Source organism: Bradyrhizobium sp. ma5 (assembly GCF_042258955.1).
In the GTDB taxonomy this organism is placed as follows: domain Bacteria; phylum Pseudomonadota; class Alphaproteobacteria; order Rhizobiales; family Xanthobacteraceae; genus Bradyrhizobium.
This window is the reverse complement of sequence record NZ_CP170156.1, coordinates 3,868,038-3,884,057: the sequence shown is the minus strand read 5'-3', so window position 1 is coordinate 3,884,057 and position 16,020 is coordinate 3,868,038. Positions and strand designations below refer to the sequence as shown.

The window sequence follows — 16,020 nt, the reverse complement described above, 5'->3', positions numbered from 1 at the left end:
GGTGATGAACCTTCGGATGGCAGGAGCTGGGCCACGGCCTACACAGCGGAGGCTGTTGAGCCAGACGGGCGGGATGATGGGCGTCATGGTTCAGAGCCCGTGCTTCTCAGCCTTGGCGATCATCTCAAGCTCATGTGCTGTGAGCTGACGCTCGGCAGCCGGGGCTTCGTCCATCGGCTGTCCGCGAACTTGGAAGCTGCCACGGAGCTGACCACCGTCGAGGAGAGAACCTGCGGATGGCTTCGCGCTCATGGTCGCGGCCATTGCTTCGGCAACTCGCTGGCGGAAGTATTCGGACCGAGCGTATTGCGGGTCCTTGAAGGCGTTCATCAGCTCTTCGCGGTCACGGAAGCCGACCTCGGTGTCGCCGGTGAACTCTTCGTTTTCGTTGCCGAGCACAGTGGAAGTGACGGCGCCAACGCGGCGCACAGTGATGTTAGTCATGGGTGGGTATTCTCCGGCAAAAGGCCGGGGTTGGCTGACGATGATGAAGTCAGCACAGGGGGACAACTTCAGTGCACTCTCGGCGCGCCTTCGGGCCTACACGCGGGATACCGCTCATGCAGCCTTGCCCAGTCACCGGAGGTGAACCGAGAGAACACTGAAGTTGGATTAGGTGGATTAGGCCTTCGCTTGGCCCGCTCTGCCGCGCAGCTCTGCTGGCCGCTTGTCTATCGCGCGCCTGGCTGCTCCTTGCCTGCGGTTCGCTCGCTTAAACGCTTCATCGACGGTCACGATGTGATCGAACATGCGTTCGCCAGCCTCAGCGAGGCGGTAGGTCGTTGGCTCACGGAAGCCGTCTTCATCCACATGACGTGAGGCGATGACAAGGCCAGCGCGGGCCATCGCCCTGAGATAAACCTCGGTCGAAGATGGCTTGTACCCGGAAACAGCAGCGACCTCTTCAGCGCTGGGCTCACCATCGAAACAGGCGATCTTTAGGATTAGCTTCGGATGCCACTTGGGGCAGTCTGGGAGGCGGTACAAAAGTTCCTTTCTATTCGCTCTTCGAGAGACCATCAGCAGCTCTCCGCAGCCTCGTGCATCGTCGGCGAAGGCGTTTGATCATTGACAGCATTGCACCTCGGCGGAAGCACGCGCGAACGATGTTGCACCCCAGTCGCCCTTCTGTGGGACAAGCGTGGTGCCTGATGCACAGCCCGCGAAGCGCCTCATTGAGCAACTCAAGTGCAGCTTCCGTGGCAGCGGCGGTCAACTCATCGCGCAACGCGAGGGCTTCAAGTTCGGCCGATGTCTTCCCGTCAGCTAATGTCGCTTCCTCCAGCTCTTCCAAGTCGACTGCGTCCAGATCGCCGAGACGGTCGGCGCGAGCGAGGAAGGAAGAGACTGGCTTGAGGTCATCCTCACCATTGAAGCATGAGGGGTCGTATCCTGCCGGGATGATGCCGGCGTAGTCCCACTCATGAGTGAGCGATGCGGAGGTGTCGATTCTGATCACTCGGCTTTCCTAATGATGGGGACGAGAACGGTGGGCACTTCAAAGAACCATTGGGAAACCAGACGCTGCGTACGTCAGCCCCTCGCTCGTTGGCGCTGGGGTTGGACGTCTGGTGAGCCAATGTGGACTGATCAAGGATTGAGGGAGGGGAGCCGCTGCAATCCAGCAACCTCAATCCGCCTGCATCTACCTTCTGGTCTACCGGAAGTAGCCGTCTGAAGGATCGACCTTCCGCCCACCAGAAAGGCGGCAGCAATCAACGTATATACACGTTAGTCCATCTGAACCGGGCATAGGGGCAAGGGGGTCGGCTAATTGCCTAAAACACCGACCAGTCTGTTGAAATCGCTAAGAAATCCCCTTCTTCAGCCTCGCCAGCCTTTTTTCTCGCCTTAGCCGGGCCTTCTGCTTGGCTTGCCAGCGCTTCATCGCCGGCCTGCGCCCGGCCTCCCCGCGAGCGGCAGCTTTTTCGGCTTCCCTCCGTCCAGCGTTGATAAACGTCGCCACTCTCGCTGTTAGTCTCGTCATTGCTTTCGACTCCTTCGCGTACTCTTTCTTCAATGGGGGTGGGTTTGGCGGACTTTTCGAGGCGCCAGGCTTGATCAAGCCCATGCTTGTGGGCGACAGCAATCCACCTGCGGAAACGTTGAACGTCCGGAATGTGTCGGCTTGAATGGAACTGCGCAAAGCTCGCGCGTCATTAGCCGCAGGAACAGAGATGCCCACCTCCCGTCGTCAGTCACTCCGCAGAGCCGTGGCCTTCGTATCGGAGTGCCGGCAGCTGTCCGACTACATGCCCGCACAGACGTTGGCGTGCTTGCTCGTCATTGCGCGCAAGCCGGGCATTACGATGCAGGAACTGGCTAAGAAGGTCAGGCTGAAGCAGTCGTCCTGCTCACGAAACGTAGCTGTGCTATCGCGCTGGGAGCAGTTCGGTAAACCCGGTCTTGATCTGGTTGAGTCTATCGACGACCCACGCGAACGGCGGCGAAAGATCATCTACCTAACGGCCAATGGAGAACAGCGGGTGCAATCAATCGTTCGCAAGCTCGACCCAACGTTCGAGCTGCCGAAGGCCCGGCTGGCGAGCGCGTGACAGCACGGAGCGTCAAATTGACTCAGACCCGGGCGTGGGGGCGCAAGTGGGGGCGCACCACTCCGGTCAGGCCACTAAGTGATTGATCTACTTACTGTTTGATGCACGGCAAAATGTTGGCTGGGGAACCTGGATTCGAACCAAGACAAACAGAGTCAGAGTCTGTTGTGCTACCGTTACACCATTCCCCAAGAATTGTCCGTGGTATCAACAACTTAGTTGGATGACTGGACATCTCGGTGCAGCGGGTTCGCCTGCCAAATCAGCGCCCGCGCGAGTGCGACCTTCTACCCGCTTGGTCCCACGCTTGGCAAGCATTGATGGCAGAGAATGGGCGTGAAAATCGCGGATCCGGGACGGCACCGCCCGGCCGGAGCACATGCGTCAAAGTCCGGCGAGTAATTCCACTAGCAGTTCGGGCCAGGCTGCAAGCGCGGCTCCAATACCAAAGCCGGCGGTGCCGAACCCGATCGCGCCGATCCAGCCGTGGGCCCCAAATCCGAGCAGCCCGCCGATCACGGTTGCCGTTCCAACCACGCAAACCGTCCAGATCACCTTAACCGCGACGACAACCGTCTTGATCATCGATCACACGCGCGCTCGTTTGTTGGAGCCACTGCCGCCAACAAGCCTGCGCGCGGATGTTGCGACCGTTCTCTCTATTTGGTGTGGCCCGCCGGCGCGCAGTTCACGCTCCTCCCCCGGAGTTGATCGCCCACAGACAACCGAGCGTCAGCGCCACCGCAAGTACCGCGAGACGCAGACCCTGTTTCCTACCGCGGGACATCGACGACCTGTCGATCAGAAAGTTGATTACCATCACGGTGATGACGCCAGATACGACTGCCATGCGCACGCCCCGATTTGCCAGCGCAAGGTCTTATTGAGTCGCTCAAAGCGATCCCTTGGCAAACTCACTAAAATGTGGCGCAATGCACCCCATCTGGCGTGTCATGCTGTCGCATGCATCGTTCATACGTTAGGTCGAGAGCCGCGTCCGGTTGAACGCCCTGCCACCGCGGCCTCAGTACAGCCCGCTCGGACTGGACTGCATGACCGCGCGGCCCGCGTCCGGCGGGATTGCCTGCTGGGTCCCGTCGATCACATCGGTGCCGGCGACCAACGTCGGATCATAGAACGGCGGCGCCTGGCCCGGCTTGAAGGCTTCGAGCACCACGCCCCGGTTCTGACCGGACGAGGCGCGCAGGCCGGTCTTGGCATCGACCAGCACCAGCCGGATGCCGACCGGCTGCTTGAACGGGGTGGCGGGCTTGTCGGCCAGCGCGAGCTTCAGGAAGTCGCGCGCGATCGGTGCCGCGGTGTGGCCGGCCTGCGCGTTGCGGCCGAGCGAGCGCGGCTTGTCGTAGCCGACATAGAGACCGACCACGAGGTCCGGCGAGAAGCCGACGAACCAGAGGTCCTTGGCCTCGTTCGAGGTGCCGGTCTTGCCGGCGAGCGGCTTGCCGACGTCCTTCAGCGCGGTGCCGGTACCGGCCTGAATCACGCCCTCCATCAGCGAGGTGATCTGGTAGGCGGTCATCGCGTCGAGCACCCTTTCGCGGCGGTCGACGAGCTGCGGCTCGGGCTGGTTCTTCCAGCCCTCCGGCGCGTCGCAGCCGCGGCATTCGCGCTGGTCGTGCCGGAAGATGGTGTGGCCGTAGCGATCCTGGATGCGGTCGATCAGGGTCGGCTTCACGCGGACGCCGCCATTGGCGATCATCGAATAGGCCGTGGCCATCCGCATCACCGTGGTCTCGCCGGCGCCGAGCGCATAGGCGAGATAGTTCGGCAGCTCGTCATAGACGCCGAACCGCTTGGCATACTCGCCGATCACAGGCATGCCGATTTCCTGCGCCAGCCGCACCGTCACGGTGTTGAGCGACAGGCGGAGCGCGTTGCGCAGCGTGACCTGGCCCTGATACTTGCCGGTGGAGAAGTTCTCCGGCCGCCAGATGTTGCCCTGCCCCTGGTCGATCTCGATCGGGCCGTCGATCATCACGGTCGATCCGGTGTAGCCGTTGTCGAGCGCCGTCGAATAGACGATCGGCTTGAAGGTCGAGCCCGGCTGCCGATAGGCCTGCGTCGCGCGGTTGAACTGGCTCTGGTCGAACGAGAAGCCGCCGACCATCGCCAGCACGCGGCCGGTATGCGGATCCATCGCCACCATCGCGCCCGACAGTTCGGGGATCTGGCGCAGCCGGTACTGGCCCTCGACCGCCTTGCCGTCCTTGAACAGCGGATCGGCGTAGATCACGTCGCCGGGCTGCAGCACCTGCGAGACCGCGGTCGGCGTCTTGCCCTTGGTCCTCGCCCAGCGCACGCCGTCCATCGTGATGATGCCGGTCTCGCGCTGCTTGCTGACGGCGCCGCCGAGCTCGCGGCCAGGCTGGAAGCCGATCCGCGCCGACTGGTCGTTGCTTTCCAGCACCACCGCCATCCGCCACGGCGAGATGTCCGAGAGCGACTTGATTTCGGCGAGCGGGACGCCCCAGTCGCTGCTGAGGTCGAGCTTCTGGATCGCGCCGCGATAGCCCTGTTGCTCGTCATAGTTCACGAGCCCCGCCACCATGGCCTTGCGCGCCATCACCTGCACCTTGGGGTCGAGCGTGGTGCGCACCGACAGGCCGCCCTCATAGAGCTTCTTCTCGCCGTAGCGCTCGAAGATGTCGCGGCGGACCTCTTCGGAGAAATATTCGCCTGCGAAAGTGTGCGCGCCGTTGCTGCGGTTGGTGACGGTCAGCGGATCCTTGCGCGCCTTGTCGGCGTCGGCAGCGGTGATCCAACCGTTCTCCTGCAGGCGGTCGATCACGTAGTTGCGCCGCTCGATGGCGCGCGCACGGTTGCGCACCGGATGCAGGCTGGCCGGCATTTTCGGCAGCGCCGCCAGGTAGGCCGCTTCCGAGACCGTCAATTCGTTGACGGACTTGTCGAAATAGACCAGCGAGGCCGCCGCGATGCCGTAGGCGCCGAGGCCGAGGTAGATCTCGTTGAGATAGAGCTCGAGGATCTTGTCCTTGGAATAGGCCCGCTCGATTCGCATCGCCAGCAGGGCTTCCTTGATCTTGCGGGTGAACGACACCTCGTTGGTCAGAAGGAAGTTCTTGGCGACCTGCTGGGTGATCGTGGAAGCACCCTGCGGACGGCGGTTGGAACCGAAGTTCTGGATGTAGGAGACGCCCGCGCGCGCCATGCCGGTATAGTCGATGCCGCCGTGCTCGTAGAAATTCTTGTCCTCGGCCGCGAGGAAGGCGTTGATCACGAGCTTCGGCACGGCTTGGATCGGCAGATAGAGCCTGCGCTCCTTGGCGAATTCGCCCAGCAGCGATCCGTCAGCCGCATGCACCCGGGTCATCACCGGCGGCTCGTAGTTCTGGAGCTGCGAATAGTCGGGCAGGTCCTTGGAGAAATGCCAGAACAGCCCTGCGACCGCGGCGAGACCAGCCAGGAACAGGATGGTTCCTGCGGTGAACAGGAACCCGAAGAACCGCAACAGAAATTTCATCGACCAGATTTTCCGTGGCGAATACGTCGCTCGTTCTGAGTGCGCTGCCTGCCACTTAGGCCGCCCGGTATATCGGTCGCACCATGGACCTGCAATTCAACACGGGAGAATTAAAGCGCGCCAGGCGTCAAACTTATGCCATAGAGCCCGGCTCGCGCGCGCTGCCAAATCAGGCCCTCCTCGCTGTTCGGACGCTCCGCAGGACCGCATTGGCCTCCAGCCCTCCGTCCTCCGATTCGCCGGCGCGCCCGGCGGACGGCACGTCGGTCTCCAATCACGGCACCTGCGCGGCGAGCCGGTTGCGAAAGAAAAGCGCAGGCCGGACCGAGCGGTTTCACTACCCGGCTGCCGTTCCAGGCACCGTGTCGTCAGAAACCGGTGGACAGTGCCGGCGGCCCGCCAGGATTAATGGTCTATTAACCATAACTACCGCAAGTTGTTGCCATACACGCGACTCGCGAGGGCTGGTTTGCATGGCACTGCGCGGATTTAGACGACCTTTTGCGGCCGACCCGAATGTCCTCGGATTTCCGAGACCCCCTACATCGGCGATGGGCACCGAAGCCTTGGACCTCGTCTATCAGGCGGCGGACCTGTTCCGCAGCATCGAGGACCGGGCCCGCGCCGGCGAAGCGCGCGCCGAGGCCGCCGAACAGGCGCAGCTCGAAATCATCGCCGCCACCGAGCGCAAGCTGAGGGACGCGTCCCGGGCGCTTGAAGAGGCCCGACGGCGCATCGAGTCGCAGCAGGAGCAGCTCGATGCCGTCGAATTCCGAGCCCAGGCTGCGGAAGCCGAGGCGCGTGAAGCCAGACAATCGCTGGCCCTGATCGAGGATGCGATCCGCCGGCGCCTGCTGCTCACAAGCCGGCACGACGACGGCAGGTCGACGGCCGTCGCCTGACGCACGACCGGCTTTGCAAGCGGCCCCTGCCCGGCCGTCCGCATGCGACCGCGCAACGGCAATCAATAGCCGCCCGCAAGCCCCGAGTTGCGGCGCGGATCGTTCGCCCCATAGAAGCGATTGTTGCCGACCGGCTTGCCGCCCAGCGACGGCGCCCCGATGATGATGACCGCGAGGTGATTGGCCGGCTGCGGCGGACCGAACGTCTGGCCCATGCCTTCCAAAATCTTCCGCGTGTCCGGCGATAGCGTGAAGTCCTCGAGGTTGGTCAGGTCCGGCAGCCATTGCTGGTGGAAGCGCGGCATGTCCACGGCTTCCTGTGCATTCATGCCGTAGTCGATGGCGTTGATCATCGTCAGCAGCACGGCGGTGATGATGCGGCTGCCGCCCGGCGTCCCCACCACCATGACCGGCTTGCCGTCCCTGGTGACGATGGTCGGGCTCATCGAGGACAGCGGACGTTTGCCGGGGACGATGGAATTGGCCTCCCCCTGCACCAGGCCGTAGAGGTTCGGCACGCCGACCTTGGCGGTGAAGTCGTCCATCTCGTCGTTCAGCAGCACGCCGGTTTTGGCCGCGGTCACCTTGGCGCCGAACCAGTCGTTGAGCGTGTAGGTCACCGACACCGCGTTGCCGTCCTTGTCGGCGATCGAATAATGCGTGGTGTTGCTGCCCTCGTGCGGCGGAACGCCGGGCTTGATGTCCTTCGACACGCCGGCCTTGGCCGGGTCGATCACGGCGCGGATCTTCGCGGCATAATTCTTGTCGAGCAGACGCTCGAGCGGATTCTTCACGAAGTCGGGATCGCCGAGATAGCTGTTGCGATCGACATAAGCGTGGCGCATCGCCTCGATCTGGTAGTGCACCGCCTGCGCGGAATGGTAGCCGAGTTCCTTCAGCGGGTAGCCCTCGAGAATGTTGAGGATTTCGCAGATCACGACGCCACCCGAGCTTGGCGGCGGCGCCGAGACCACGTGGTAGCCGCGATAATCGCATTCGACCGGCGCGAGCTCGCGAACCTTGTAGTTGTCGAGATCCTCCTGCGTGAGCAGGCCCTTGCCGGCCTGGCTCGAGGCGACGATCGCTGCGCCCACCCAGCCCTTGTAGAAGCCGTCGGTGCCGCGCTTGCTGATCTCGCGCAGCGTCTCGGCGAGTTCGTGCTGGGTCAGCCGTTCGCCGACCTCGAACGGCTTGCCGTTGTTGAGGAAGATCGCGCCCGAGGCCGGATCGTCCTGAAAATCCTTGGTCGAGGTTTCCAGCATGCTGACGTCGCCCTGGTCCAGCACAAAGCCGTCCTCGGCGAGTTGCAGCGCCGGCGCGATGACGTCCGCGCGCTTCATCGTGCCGTATTTCTCGCGCGCATATTCCATGCCGGCCACCGAGCCCGGCACGCCGACCGCGAGATGCCCCTTGGTCGACAGGCCGGGAATGACGTTGCCATCCTTGTCGAGATACATATTGGCGGTGGCGCCCTTCGGCGCCGTCTCGCGGAAGTCCAGGAAGGTCTTGCGGCCGTCGGCGAGCTGGATGGTCATGAAGCCGCCGCCACCGAGATTGCCGGCGGCGGGATAGGCGACCGCGAGCGCGTAACCGACCGCAACCGCAGCGTCGACCGCGTTGCCGCCCCGCTTCAACACCTCGATGCCGACCTGCGTCGCAAGATGCTGCGCGGATACCACCATGCCGTTTTCGGCGGCGACCGGCGCAACCGAGGCGGCGCGGCCAGGGGCCGACGCCGCGACGCCGATCGCGACAAGGACCGCGACCGTCCATCGCGCGCCCGTTCGTGGATTTCGCATTGGAGTTCCCCCCGATTTGCGCCGTCTGGGTGCGGCGCATGTTGCTTCTATCGGAGCGAGCAAGTGTAGCAGGCTGCGCGCCCGCGCACTACAGGATCGTCGCGCCGCATCAGTCTTGACTTTCCGTCAGCCCGACGCGCGCGCGGCGGCTTTCCCGGCAAAATCCAGCACCGGCGTCGCAGCGAGCAGCGCTCTGGTATACTCGTGCTGCGGACGGTCGAACACGTCGTCGCGCGACCCTTGCTCGACGATACGGCCGCCCTGCATCACCACCACGCGGTCGGCGACCTGCTCGACTGCGGCGAGGTCGTGGCTGATGAAGAGGCAGGCAAAGCCGTATTGCGCCTGCAGACGTTCGAACAGCTTCAGCACTTGGGCCTGGATCGTCATGTCGAGCGCGGAAACCGGCTCGTCGGCGACCACGAAGGACGGATGCCGCACGATCGCGCGCGCGATCGCGATGCGCTGGCGCTGACCGCCGGAGAGCTCATGCGGCCAGCGCTGGGCGAAGCCGGCGAGCCCGACCTCGTCGAGCATGCTGGCCACGCGCCGGTCGCGCTCGCTGGATGACAGCTCCGGGACATGCCGCAGCGGCTCGGCGACAATCTCACCGACGCGCATGCGCGGGTCGAGCGACGAATACGGATCCTGGAACACGAGTTGCGAGGCCAGACGGAACGCGCGGTCGCGCGTCGCGATCACGTCCCTGCCCTGAAAGCGGATCTCGCCGTCGGCCGCCGGGATCAGCCGCAGCATCGCGCGGCCGAGCGTGGTCTTGCCTGAGCCGCTGCCGCCGACCACGGCGACGGTCTCGCCCGCACCGATCGCGAGGTCGACACCATTGACCGCCGCGACATCGGAATCCCTACGGAATAGGCGCTGCCGCCCGCCGAACGCGACCTTCAGGCCACGCACGCTGATCAGCGGCTCGCCGGCTGCGCGGGGCGCGGTCGCGGCGCGCCGCCGCGGCAGCGCATCGACGAGTTGACGCGTGTAAGCCTCGCGTGGCGCGGAGAGGATCTGCCGGACGCTGCCGGTCTCCACCAGTTTGCCTTGCCGCAGCACGACCGCACGCTGCGCATAGCGCGACACCAGGCCGAGATTGTGGGTGATCAGCATCACCGCGGTGCCGTGATCGCGCGCCAGTTCGACCATCAGGTCGAGCACCTCGCGCTGGCTCAGCGTGTCGAGCGCGGTGGTCGGTTCGTCGGCGAGCAGCAGCTTCGGCTTCAGCAGCATCACCGAGGCCAGCATGATGCGCTGGCGCATCCCGCCGGAGAATTCGTGCGGATAGGCGTCGAAGGTGTGCTCGGGATCGCGGATCTGCACACGCGCCAGCATTTCCAGGCAGCGCAACCTGATCTCGCCCCGCGTCAGCTTCTCGTGCAGGGCAAGGCCCTCGGCCATCTGAGCGCCGACGCTGATCGCCGGATTGAGCGACACCATCGGCTCCTGGAACACCATGCCGACCGAGCGGCCGCGCAGCGCACGCATGCGCCGTGGCGCGATATCGGCGAGATCCTCGCCGTCGAGCCGGATCGCGCCGCCGACCCGCCGCAGGCCGGGCGGCAGCAGGCCGAGAATGGCGCGCGCCGCGGCGGTCTTGCCGCTGCCGGATTCACCGACCACGGCAAGGAATTCGCCGCCCTCGATCGCAAACGACACATCGTCGACGACGACAGCGCCGGTCCTGGCAGCCTCGATGCGCAGATGATCGACGGTGAGCAGTGGTGCGGTCATCCGTGTGCCATCCGGGGATCGAGGCGATCGCGCAAGGAGTCGCCGAGCAGGTTGATGCCGAGCAGCGTCAGCGCGATGCACAGTCCAGGCGCGATGCTGAGCCAAGCCGCGGTTTCCATATAGGGCCGGCTCGCCGCCAGCATGTTGCCCCAGGTCGGCGCCGGCGGCGGCACGCCGAGACCGAGAAAGCTCAGCGCGCTCTCGGCCAATAAGACCCAGCCGAACATGCTGGTGGTGAGCACCGCCACCGGTGCGATCGCATTGGGCAGCACGTGGCGGAGCATCGAATAGAATTCGGAGTTGCCGATCGCCCGCGACGCCTCGATATACTCCTTCTCGCGGATCGACAGCACGGTGCCGCGAACCACACGCGCGACCGACGGGATGTAGGCGAGCCCCAGCGCCAGCACGAGGCCGGACTTGTTGGCGCCGATCACGATCATCACCGCGAGCGCCAGCAGGATGCCCGGAAAAGCCAGCAGCGCGTCGTTGACGGCCATGATGATGCGATCGGTCCAGCCGCGCAGATAGCCCGCGACACCGCCGACCAGCACGCCGACACCGACGGCAATCAGGACGGTGGCGAGCGCCACCACGACGCTGGCGGCGGCCCCTGCCATCAGCCGGCTCAGCACGTCGCGGCCGAATTCATCGGTGCCGAACCAGTGCAGCGCGGACGGCGCGTGCAGCCGCGCCTTCAGGTTAATGCGCAGCGGATCGAACGGCGTCCAGAACGCGGCCGTCGCGGCCGTGCCGAGCACGAGCCCGATCAGCGCGCCGCCGATGACGGTGTTGATGCGCCATTTCATGCCACGGTCACCCTTTTCATGCCACCGCCACCCTTGGATCGAACAGCGGATAACAGAGATCGACGATCAGGTTGACGACGACATAGATCACCGCGGTGAACAGCAGGCAGCCCTGCACCACCGGATAGTCGCGCGCGAAGATCGAATCGACCAGCAGCCGTCCGAGCCCCGGCAGCGTGAACACGGTCTCGATGACGGCGATGCCGCCGAGCAGATGGCCGAGCACGAGGCCAATCAGCGTCCAGGTCGGCGCAAAGGCGTTCGGCAGCACATGGCGGCCGAGCACCAGCCATTCCGGGACGCCTTTGGCGCGCGCATGCGTGACGTATTCGAGCCGCAGCACCTCGATCGAGGCCGCCCGCGCCATCCGCGTCAGCACGCCGATCTCGACCACGGTTAGGGTGACGATCGGCAGCACCATGAACAATGTAGCCTGCCAGACATTCTCCGAGAACGGCACGTAGCCGATCACCGGCAGCCATTTCAGCTTCAAGCCGAACAGCAGAAGCAGCAGCAGACCGAGCCAGAAGCTCGGGATCGACAGCAGGAGCGTGGCGCCGCCGACGATCGCCAGATCGAGCGCGCTGTTCTGCTTCCATGCCGCGACGAGGCCCGCCACGACGGCGATGCAGGCGGCAAGGCCGACCGCCACCAGCACGATCGTGGCCGAGACCTGGAAGCGCTCCAGGATCAGCGGCAGCACCGGAAGATTGTTGGTTATGGAGTGGCCGAGGTCGCCGGTCGCGAGCTTGCCGAGCCAGTACAGGAATTGCAGCGGCACCGGCTGGTCGAGCCCGAGCTGCGCGCGCAGTTGCGCGGCCTGCGCCGGATCGGCGTTGTCGCCGAGCATCACCTGCACCGGATCGCCGGGGATCAGGCGCACCAGCGTGAACACCGCGACCGCCACCAGCAGCAGCGTCGGGATCGTCATGGCCAGCCGTCGTGCGAGGTAGCCCAGCATCGCCGCGATCCCTCCCTACTGCAGGCTCACGCCCCAGAAGCGCGGCTGTCCGAACAGCCAGCCGGCAAATCCCTTGACGTTGTTGCGCAGGGCGGCGATCTCAGCGCCGTTGAACAGGACGATCATCGGCACATCGTCGATGAAGCGGCGGTGCAGCTCGTCGAACAGAAGCTGGCGCTTCGCCTTGTCGTCGATCATCATCGACTCCTGCAGCATCCGCTGCGCCTCCGGATCGTCCCAGACCTTGCGCGGCTGCGTCGCTTTGGGCCCCATCAGCATCTCGAAAGAGAGCGACGGGTCTAGCCGCGGTGAGTAGACGAAGGCCATCGACTGGTAGTCGCCGCGGTTGTAGCGATAGAGCTGGGCGGCCCAGTCCAGCACCTCGATCTCGATGTTGATGCCCGCGGCCTGCGCCATCGCCTGCACCAAAACGGCGGAATCGAACACGTAGCTGTAGCGCTTGTTGGCGATCATCTTGATCGGCTGGCCGTGGTAGCCGGCCTGCGCGAGCAGCTTCTTGGCTTCCGCGATATTCTGGGTGTAGCCTTGGGCCTCCACCTCGCCATAGAACGGACTTCCGATCGGCAGCGCCGAATTGTTGGCGCGCGCGATGCCCTCCATGACAGCGTCGATGATCTGCGGCGTGTCGAGGCTGAGCGCGATCGCCCGCCGGATCCGCACGTCCTTGAGCAAGGGATCGCGGGTCTGGAACAGGATGCCGGTGAGACCGAGCGCGGGCGTGATGCTGAGCTGCACATCCGGCCGCGTCTTGAGGTCCTCGACATCGGGGATCGCAAGATTGCTGATCGCATCGAGCGAGCCGGACAAGAGGCCCGCCTTGGCCGCCGAACCGTCGGGAACGACGTTGAATCTGATCCGGTCGACTTGCGCGATCTTGGCGCCGGTGTAGCCGGTGCGCGGCTCGCTGCGCGCGGCATAGCCGTCGAAGCGCACCAGGTCGACGTACTGGCCGCGCTTCCATTCGCCGAGCTTGAACGGTCCGGTCCCAACTGGAGCAATCCACTTGCCGTCGGGCCCGACCGAGTCGCGGTGGATGATGGCGGCCTGCCCGCAATCGGGCCGCGCCAATGTCGACAGGAACAACGCGGTCGGCCGGTCCAGCGTGATCGCGACCGTCTGCGGGTCAGGCGCCTCGATCTTCTGAATCTGGGCGATGCCGGTTGCGCTGAATTCAGACAGGCAGCGCCATTGCGTGGCGGGATCGAGCCAGCGCTTCAGCGACCAGATGACGTCATCCGCGGTCATGCCGGCGCCATTGTGGAACTTGACGCCTTGCCGGAGATGGAAGGTGTAGGTCTTGCCCTCGTTCGAGACAGTCCAGCTGTCCGCCAGCATCGGCCCGATCGAGGTATCGTCGCGGAACGCGACCAGGCCCTCGACGATATGCGCCATCACGCCGTCGGTGTTGGCGTCGCGGTTGGTGCCGGGATCGGTGGAGCGGATGTCGGCGTTCAGCCGCGTCCGCAGCAGCGTCTCGGCATCCGCGCGCAGCGGCGCCACGGTCAGCATCGCCGGCAGTGCCAGCAGGACGACCATCATCGCACGCGATGGCCGACACAGGACCATCAGGACGCCCTCGCGGCCGCCGATGGCGCGCCCTCATTGCGGGGGCTGGCCACCACGTCGAGCCGATAGGAGGTGAACTGCCGGTTCAGCGCCGGCAGCGGCGCGACTTCCATCAGCCCGCTCGCCGGCTCCATCAGGATCATCGCGACGGTGGCGCTGAGATTGTTGCCGAGATTGCGGCGCGGCGGCCGGCACACCGACCACGGATAGGCGAAATCGTCGAACAGCGCCGACTTCACGGTCTCAAAGCTGATGGCGCCGAGATGCGGCTGCAACAAATCGCGGACCCGGATGTCGCGATAGAGGCTGTCGGGCGTGCTGGCGATGCCGGTGTCCTTGAGCTTGCCGAGCGCAACGGGGCTGACGAAATGATTGGCGTGCACCAGGAGCCCACGATCGGGATGCACCTGGAAGGTCTCGTCCGGCGCACATTCGAAGTCGATCGCAACACCGTCGCGATGGCTGACGATCATGTTGTTGGCGGCGGATTTCTTCGTGCAATAGACGGTGCGCATCGACAGCGCGACGTGGTCGCTCTCCAGCACCTTGCGTCGGATCAGCGCCAGCGGCGCCCCGATCTGGCGATAGTCACGGTCGCACTGCAGATAGTTCGCGGTGATGGCGATGCCGGCCGCGTTGAAGCCGCAGCGACCGAGCGCGCCGGCCTCGGTGAAGGTCATGAGATCGGGACCGTCGTCGCGGCGCACCTTCAGCACCACGGCCGTCTCGGCGCATTCCCGCTTCCAGTCCCAGTTCTGGGCGTGGATCAGCCGCCCCGACGCGGTCGCTTGCGGCAGCACGACGACGCCGGTGCAGCCGTCGGGCTCGTCTGGCGTCTTCAGCCGCGCCCGAACCGACGGCTCGGCGAGCTTGAGGATCTCGGTGCGGGCGTTGAGCAGCACGATATCCTCGAACGGAACGCCGGCGCCCTCGGCAATGCCGTGCATCTCCTCGATATAGGTCGGCTCGAACGCCTCGATGACCGGAAGATAGTCGCGCACCAGCTCGGCGACGCCGGCGGCGTCGAGCGAGAGCTCCTTGAGCTGCGTGAAGTAGTGCGAGGTGCCCTTGCGGATGCGATCGGCCGCCTGGCGGCCATACTGCTTGCCGCGCTCGTGCGGCGGGCCTGAAATCTCGATGAGGGGAAATGGTTCGACCATCGCTTGCGCCAACTTCCTTTTGCGTTTCCGCAAAGGCTAATGTATTTTGTCAGTGCATGAAACAAAAATCTACGCCCATTGCGAAGGCAGCCCCGAGCCGCCTGCAACGCGAACTGTCCGCGGGCATCCTGGAGCTGATCCGGGCGGAAAAACTCGCGCCCGGCACGCGACTTGCGGAGGTGGCGCTGGCGGAACGCCTGCAGGTTTCACGCACGCCGGTGCGCGCGGCGCTGAAAATATTGGCAGGCCGACGCCTCATACGGGTCGGCGCAAGCCGCGGCTATTTCGTCACGGACACGGCCCCGCCGGCTCCGAAGACGGCTAGCAAGCCGACGCCTGCGGACACCGACCGGCTGTTCGTGGCGATCGCGCGCGACCGGCGCAGCGATCGCCTTCCGGTCGACGTCTCCGAGCGCGACCTCATGCAGCGCTATGGGGCGTCGCGCCCGGTGGTGCAGCGCGTGCTGGCCAAGCTTGCAGAGGTCGCGGCGGTGCAGCGCAAGCCCGGGCATGGCTGGCGCTTCCAGCCGATCATCGCCGACGCCAAGGCGCGCGAAGAGAGCTACCGCTACCGGATCCTGATCGAGCCGGCCGCCCTGCTGGAGCCGGGCTTTCAGCTCGATCCAGGCTGGGCCGCCGAGATGCGCCGGCGTCATCAGGATGCGACCAAGCAAACCTGGAGCGAGACCGCGAGCATCGCCTTCTTCGAGATGAATGCTGCCTTCCACGAGGGATTGGCGGCGGCCTCCGGCAATCGCTTCCTGCTGGTCGCCGTACAGCAGCAGAACCGGCTGCGCAGCTTTGCGAACTACGACTGGACCTTCGGCTACGAGCGCGTGCTGGTGAACTGCCGCGAGCATCTTGCGATCCTCGACCGGCTCGAGGCCGGCGAGCGCGAGGCCGCGGCCGCGCTGATGCGCAAGCATCTCGAGGGCGCGTCAAAGGTCAAGCGCGTCACCGACGATCCGGCCAGCGGCCGCAGCAACACCCGCAAATAACAGGAGC

General features: G+C 65.0%; 14 protein-coding genes and 1 tRNA gene. 4 read left to right on the top strand and 11 right to left on the bottom strand.

Annotated elements, in window-relative coordinates; genetic code table 11:
* Positions 1-90: 90 nt before the first annotated feature.
* Complete coding sequence (locus ACE103_RS17650) at positions 91-444, bottom strand: hypothetical protein (RefSeq protein ID WP_375780467.1); 354 nt, start codon at positions 442-444, stop codon at positions 91-93.
* A 189-nt stretch (positions 445-633) separates the two neighbouring features.
* On the opposite strand from ACE103_RS17650, the gene ACE103_RS17645 reads away from it, so the two are divergent.
* The gene (locus tag ACE103_RS17645) at positions 634-819 is read left to right on the top strand and encodes a hypothetical protein (RefSeq protein WP_375780466.1); all 186 of its coding nucleotides are present in this window, start codon (positions 634-636) and stop codon (positions 817-819) included.
* A 178-nt stretch (positions 820-997) separates the two neighbouring features.
* On the opposite strand, the gene ACE103_RS17640 is transcribed toward ACE103_RS17645, so the two are convergent.
* Complete coding sequence (locus tag ACE103_RS17640) at positions 998-1,459, bottom strand: hypothetical protein (RefSeq protein ID WP_375780465.1); 462 nt, start codon at positions 1,457-1,459, stop codon at positions 998-1,000.
* Positions 1,460-2,132: 673 nt separating this feature from the next.
* On the opposite strand from ACE103_RS17640, the gene ACE103_RS17635 reads away from it, so the two are divergent.
* Entirely contained in the window at positions 2,133-2,555 is a 423-nt protein-coding gene (locus ACE103_RS17635; RefSeq protein ID WP_375780464.1) for a MarR family transcriptional regulator, read from the top strand.
* A gap of 117 nt (positions 2,556-2,672) precedes the next feature.
* Here the strand turns inward: ACE103_RS17635 and ACE103_RS17630 are convergent.
* The 3 genes from ACE103_RS17630 to ACE103_RS17620 all read right to left on the bottom strand — a co-directional run bounded on the left by ACE103_RS17630 (position 2,673) and on the right by ACE103_RS17620 (position 6,057).
* Positions 2,673-2,746, bottom strand: a tRNA-Gln gene (locus tag ACE103_RS17630).
* A gap of 193 nt (positions 2,747-2,939) precedes the next feature.
* A complete protein-coding gene (locus ACE103_RS17625) occupies positions 2,940-3,140 on the bottom strand; it encodes a hypothetical protein (protein ID WP_375780463.1) in 201 nt (66 codons plus the stop codon).
* A gap of 439 nt (positions 3,141-3,579) precedes the next feature.
* Entirely contained in the window at positions 3,580-6,057 is a 2,478-nt protein-coding gene (locus ACE103_RS17620) for a penicillin-binding protein 1A (protein ID WP_375780462.1), read from the bottom strand.
* Between the two features lie 566 nt (positions 6,058-6,623).
* Here ACE103_RS17620 and ACE103_RS17615 point away from each other — a divergent pair.
* Positions 6,624-6,959 (top strand): hypothetical protein, encoded by a 336-nt coding sequence (locus ACE103_RS17615; RefSeq protein WP_375780461.1) that lies wholly within the window; start codon positions 6,624-6,626, stop codon positions 6,957-6,959.
* Between the two features lie 62 nt (positions 6,960-7,021).
* On the opposite strand, the gene ggt is transcribed toward ACE103_RS17615, so the two are convergent.
* The 6 genes from ggt to ACE103_RS17585 form a co-directional block, all read right to left on the bottom strand.
* Complete coding sequence (gene ggt / locus ACE103_RS17610) at positions 7,022-8,758, bottom strand: gamma-glutamyltransferase (RefSeq protein WP_375780460.1); 1,737 nt, start codon at positions 8,756-8,758, stop codon at positions 7,022-7,024.
* Positions 8,759-8,884: 126 nt separating this feature from the next.
* Positions 8,885-10,498, bottom strand: a complete 1,614-nt coding sequence (locus ACE103_RS17605; protein WP_375780459.1) for an ABC transporter ATP-binding protein — start codon at positions 10,496-10,498, stop codon at positions 8,885-8,887.
* Complete coding sequence (locus tag ACE103_RS17600; RefSeq protein ID WP_375780458.1) at positions 10,495-11,307, bottom strand: ABC transporter permease; 813 nt, start codon at positions 11,305-11,307, stop codon at positions 10,495-10,497. The genes ACE103_RS17605 and ACE103_RS17600 overlap by 4 nt, the downstream gene beginning before the upstream one ends.
* Positions 11,308-11,323: 16 nt before the next feature.
* Positions 11,324-12,268: an ABC transporter permease gene (locus tag ACE103_RS17595; RefSeq protein WP_375780457.1), complete on the bottom strand. Its 945-nt coding sequence runs from the start codon at positions 12,266-12,268 to the stop codon at positions 11,324-11,326.
* A 15-nt stretch (positions 12,269-12,283) separates the two neighbouring features.
* Entirely contained in the window at positions 12,284-13,825 is a 1,542-nt protein-coding gene (locus ACE103_RS17590; RefSeq protein WP_375781131.1) for an ABC transporter substrate-binding protein, read from the bottom strand.
* A 29-nt stretch (positions 13,826-13,854) separates the two neighbouring features.
* A complete protein-coding gene (locus tag ACE103_RS17585) occupies positions 13,855-15,015 on the bottom strand; it encodes a C45 family peptidase (RefSeq protein WP_223973167.1) in 1,161 nt (386 codons plus the stop codon).
* A gap of 56 nt (positions 15,016-15,071) precedes the next feature.
* Between ACE103_RS17585 and ACE103_RS17580 the strand changes: the two genes are divergently transcribed.
* Entirely contained in the window at positions 15,072-16,013 is a 942-nt protein-coding gene (locus ACE103_RS17580) for a GntR family transcriptional regulator (RefSeq protein WP_223973169.1), read from the top strand.
* Positions 16,014-16,020: the final 7 nt, after the last annotated feature.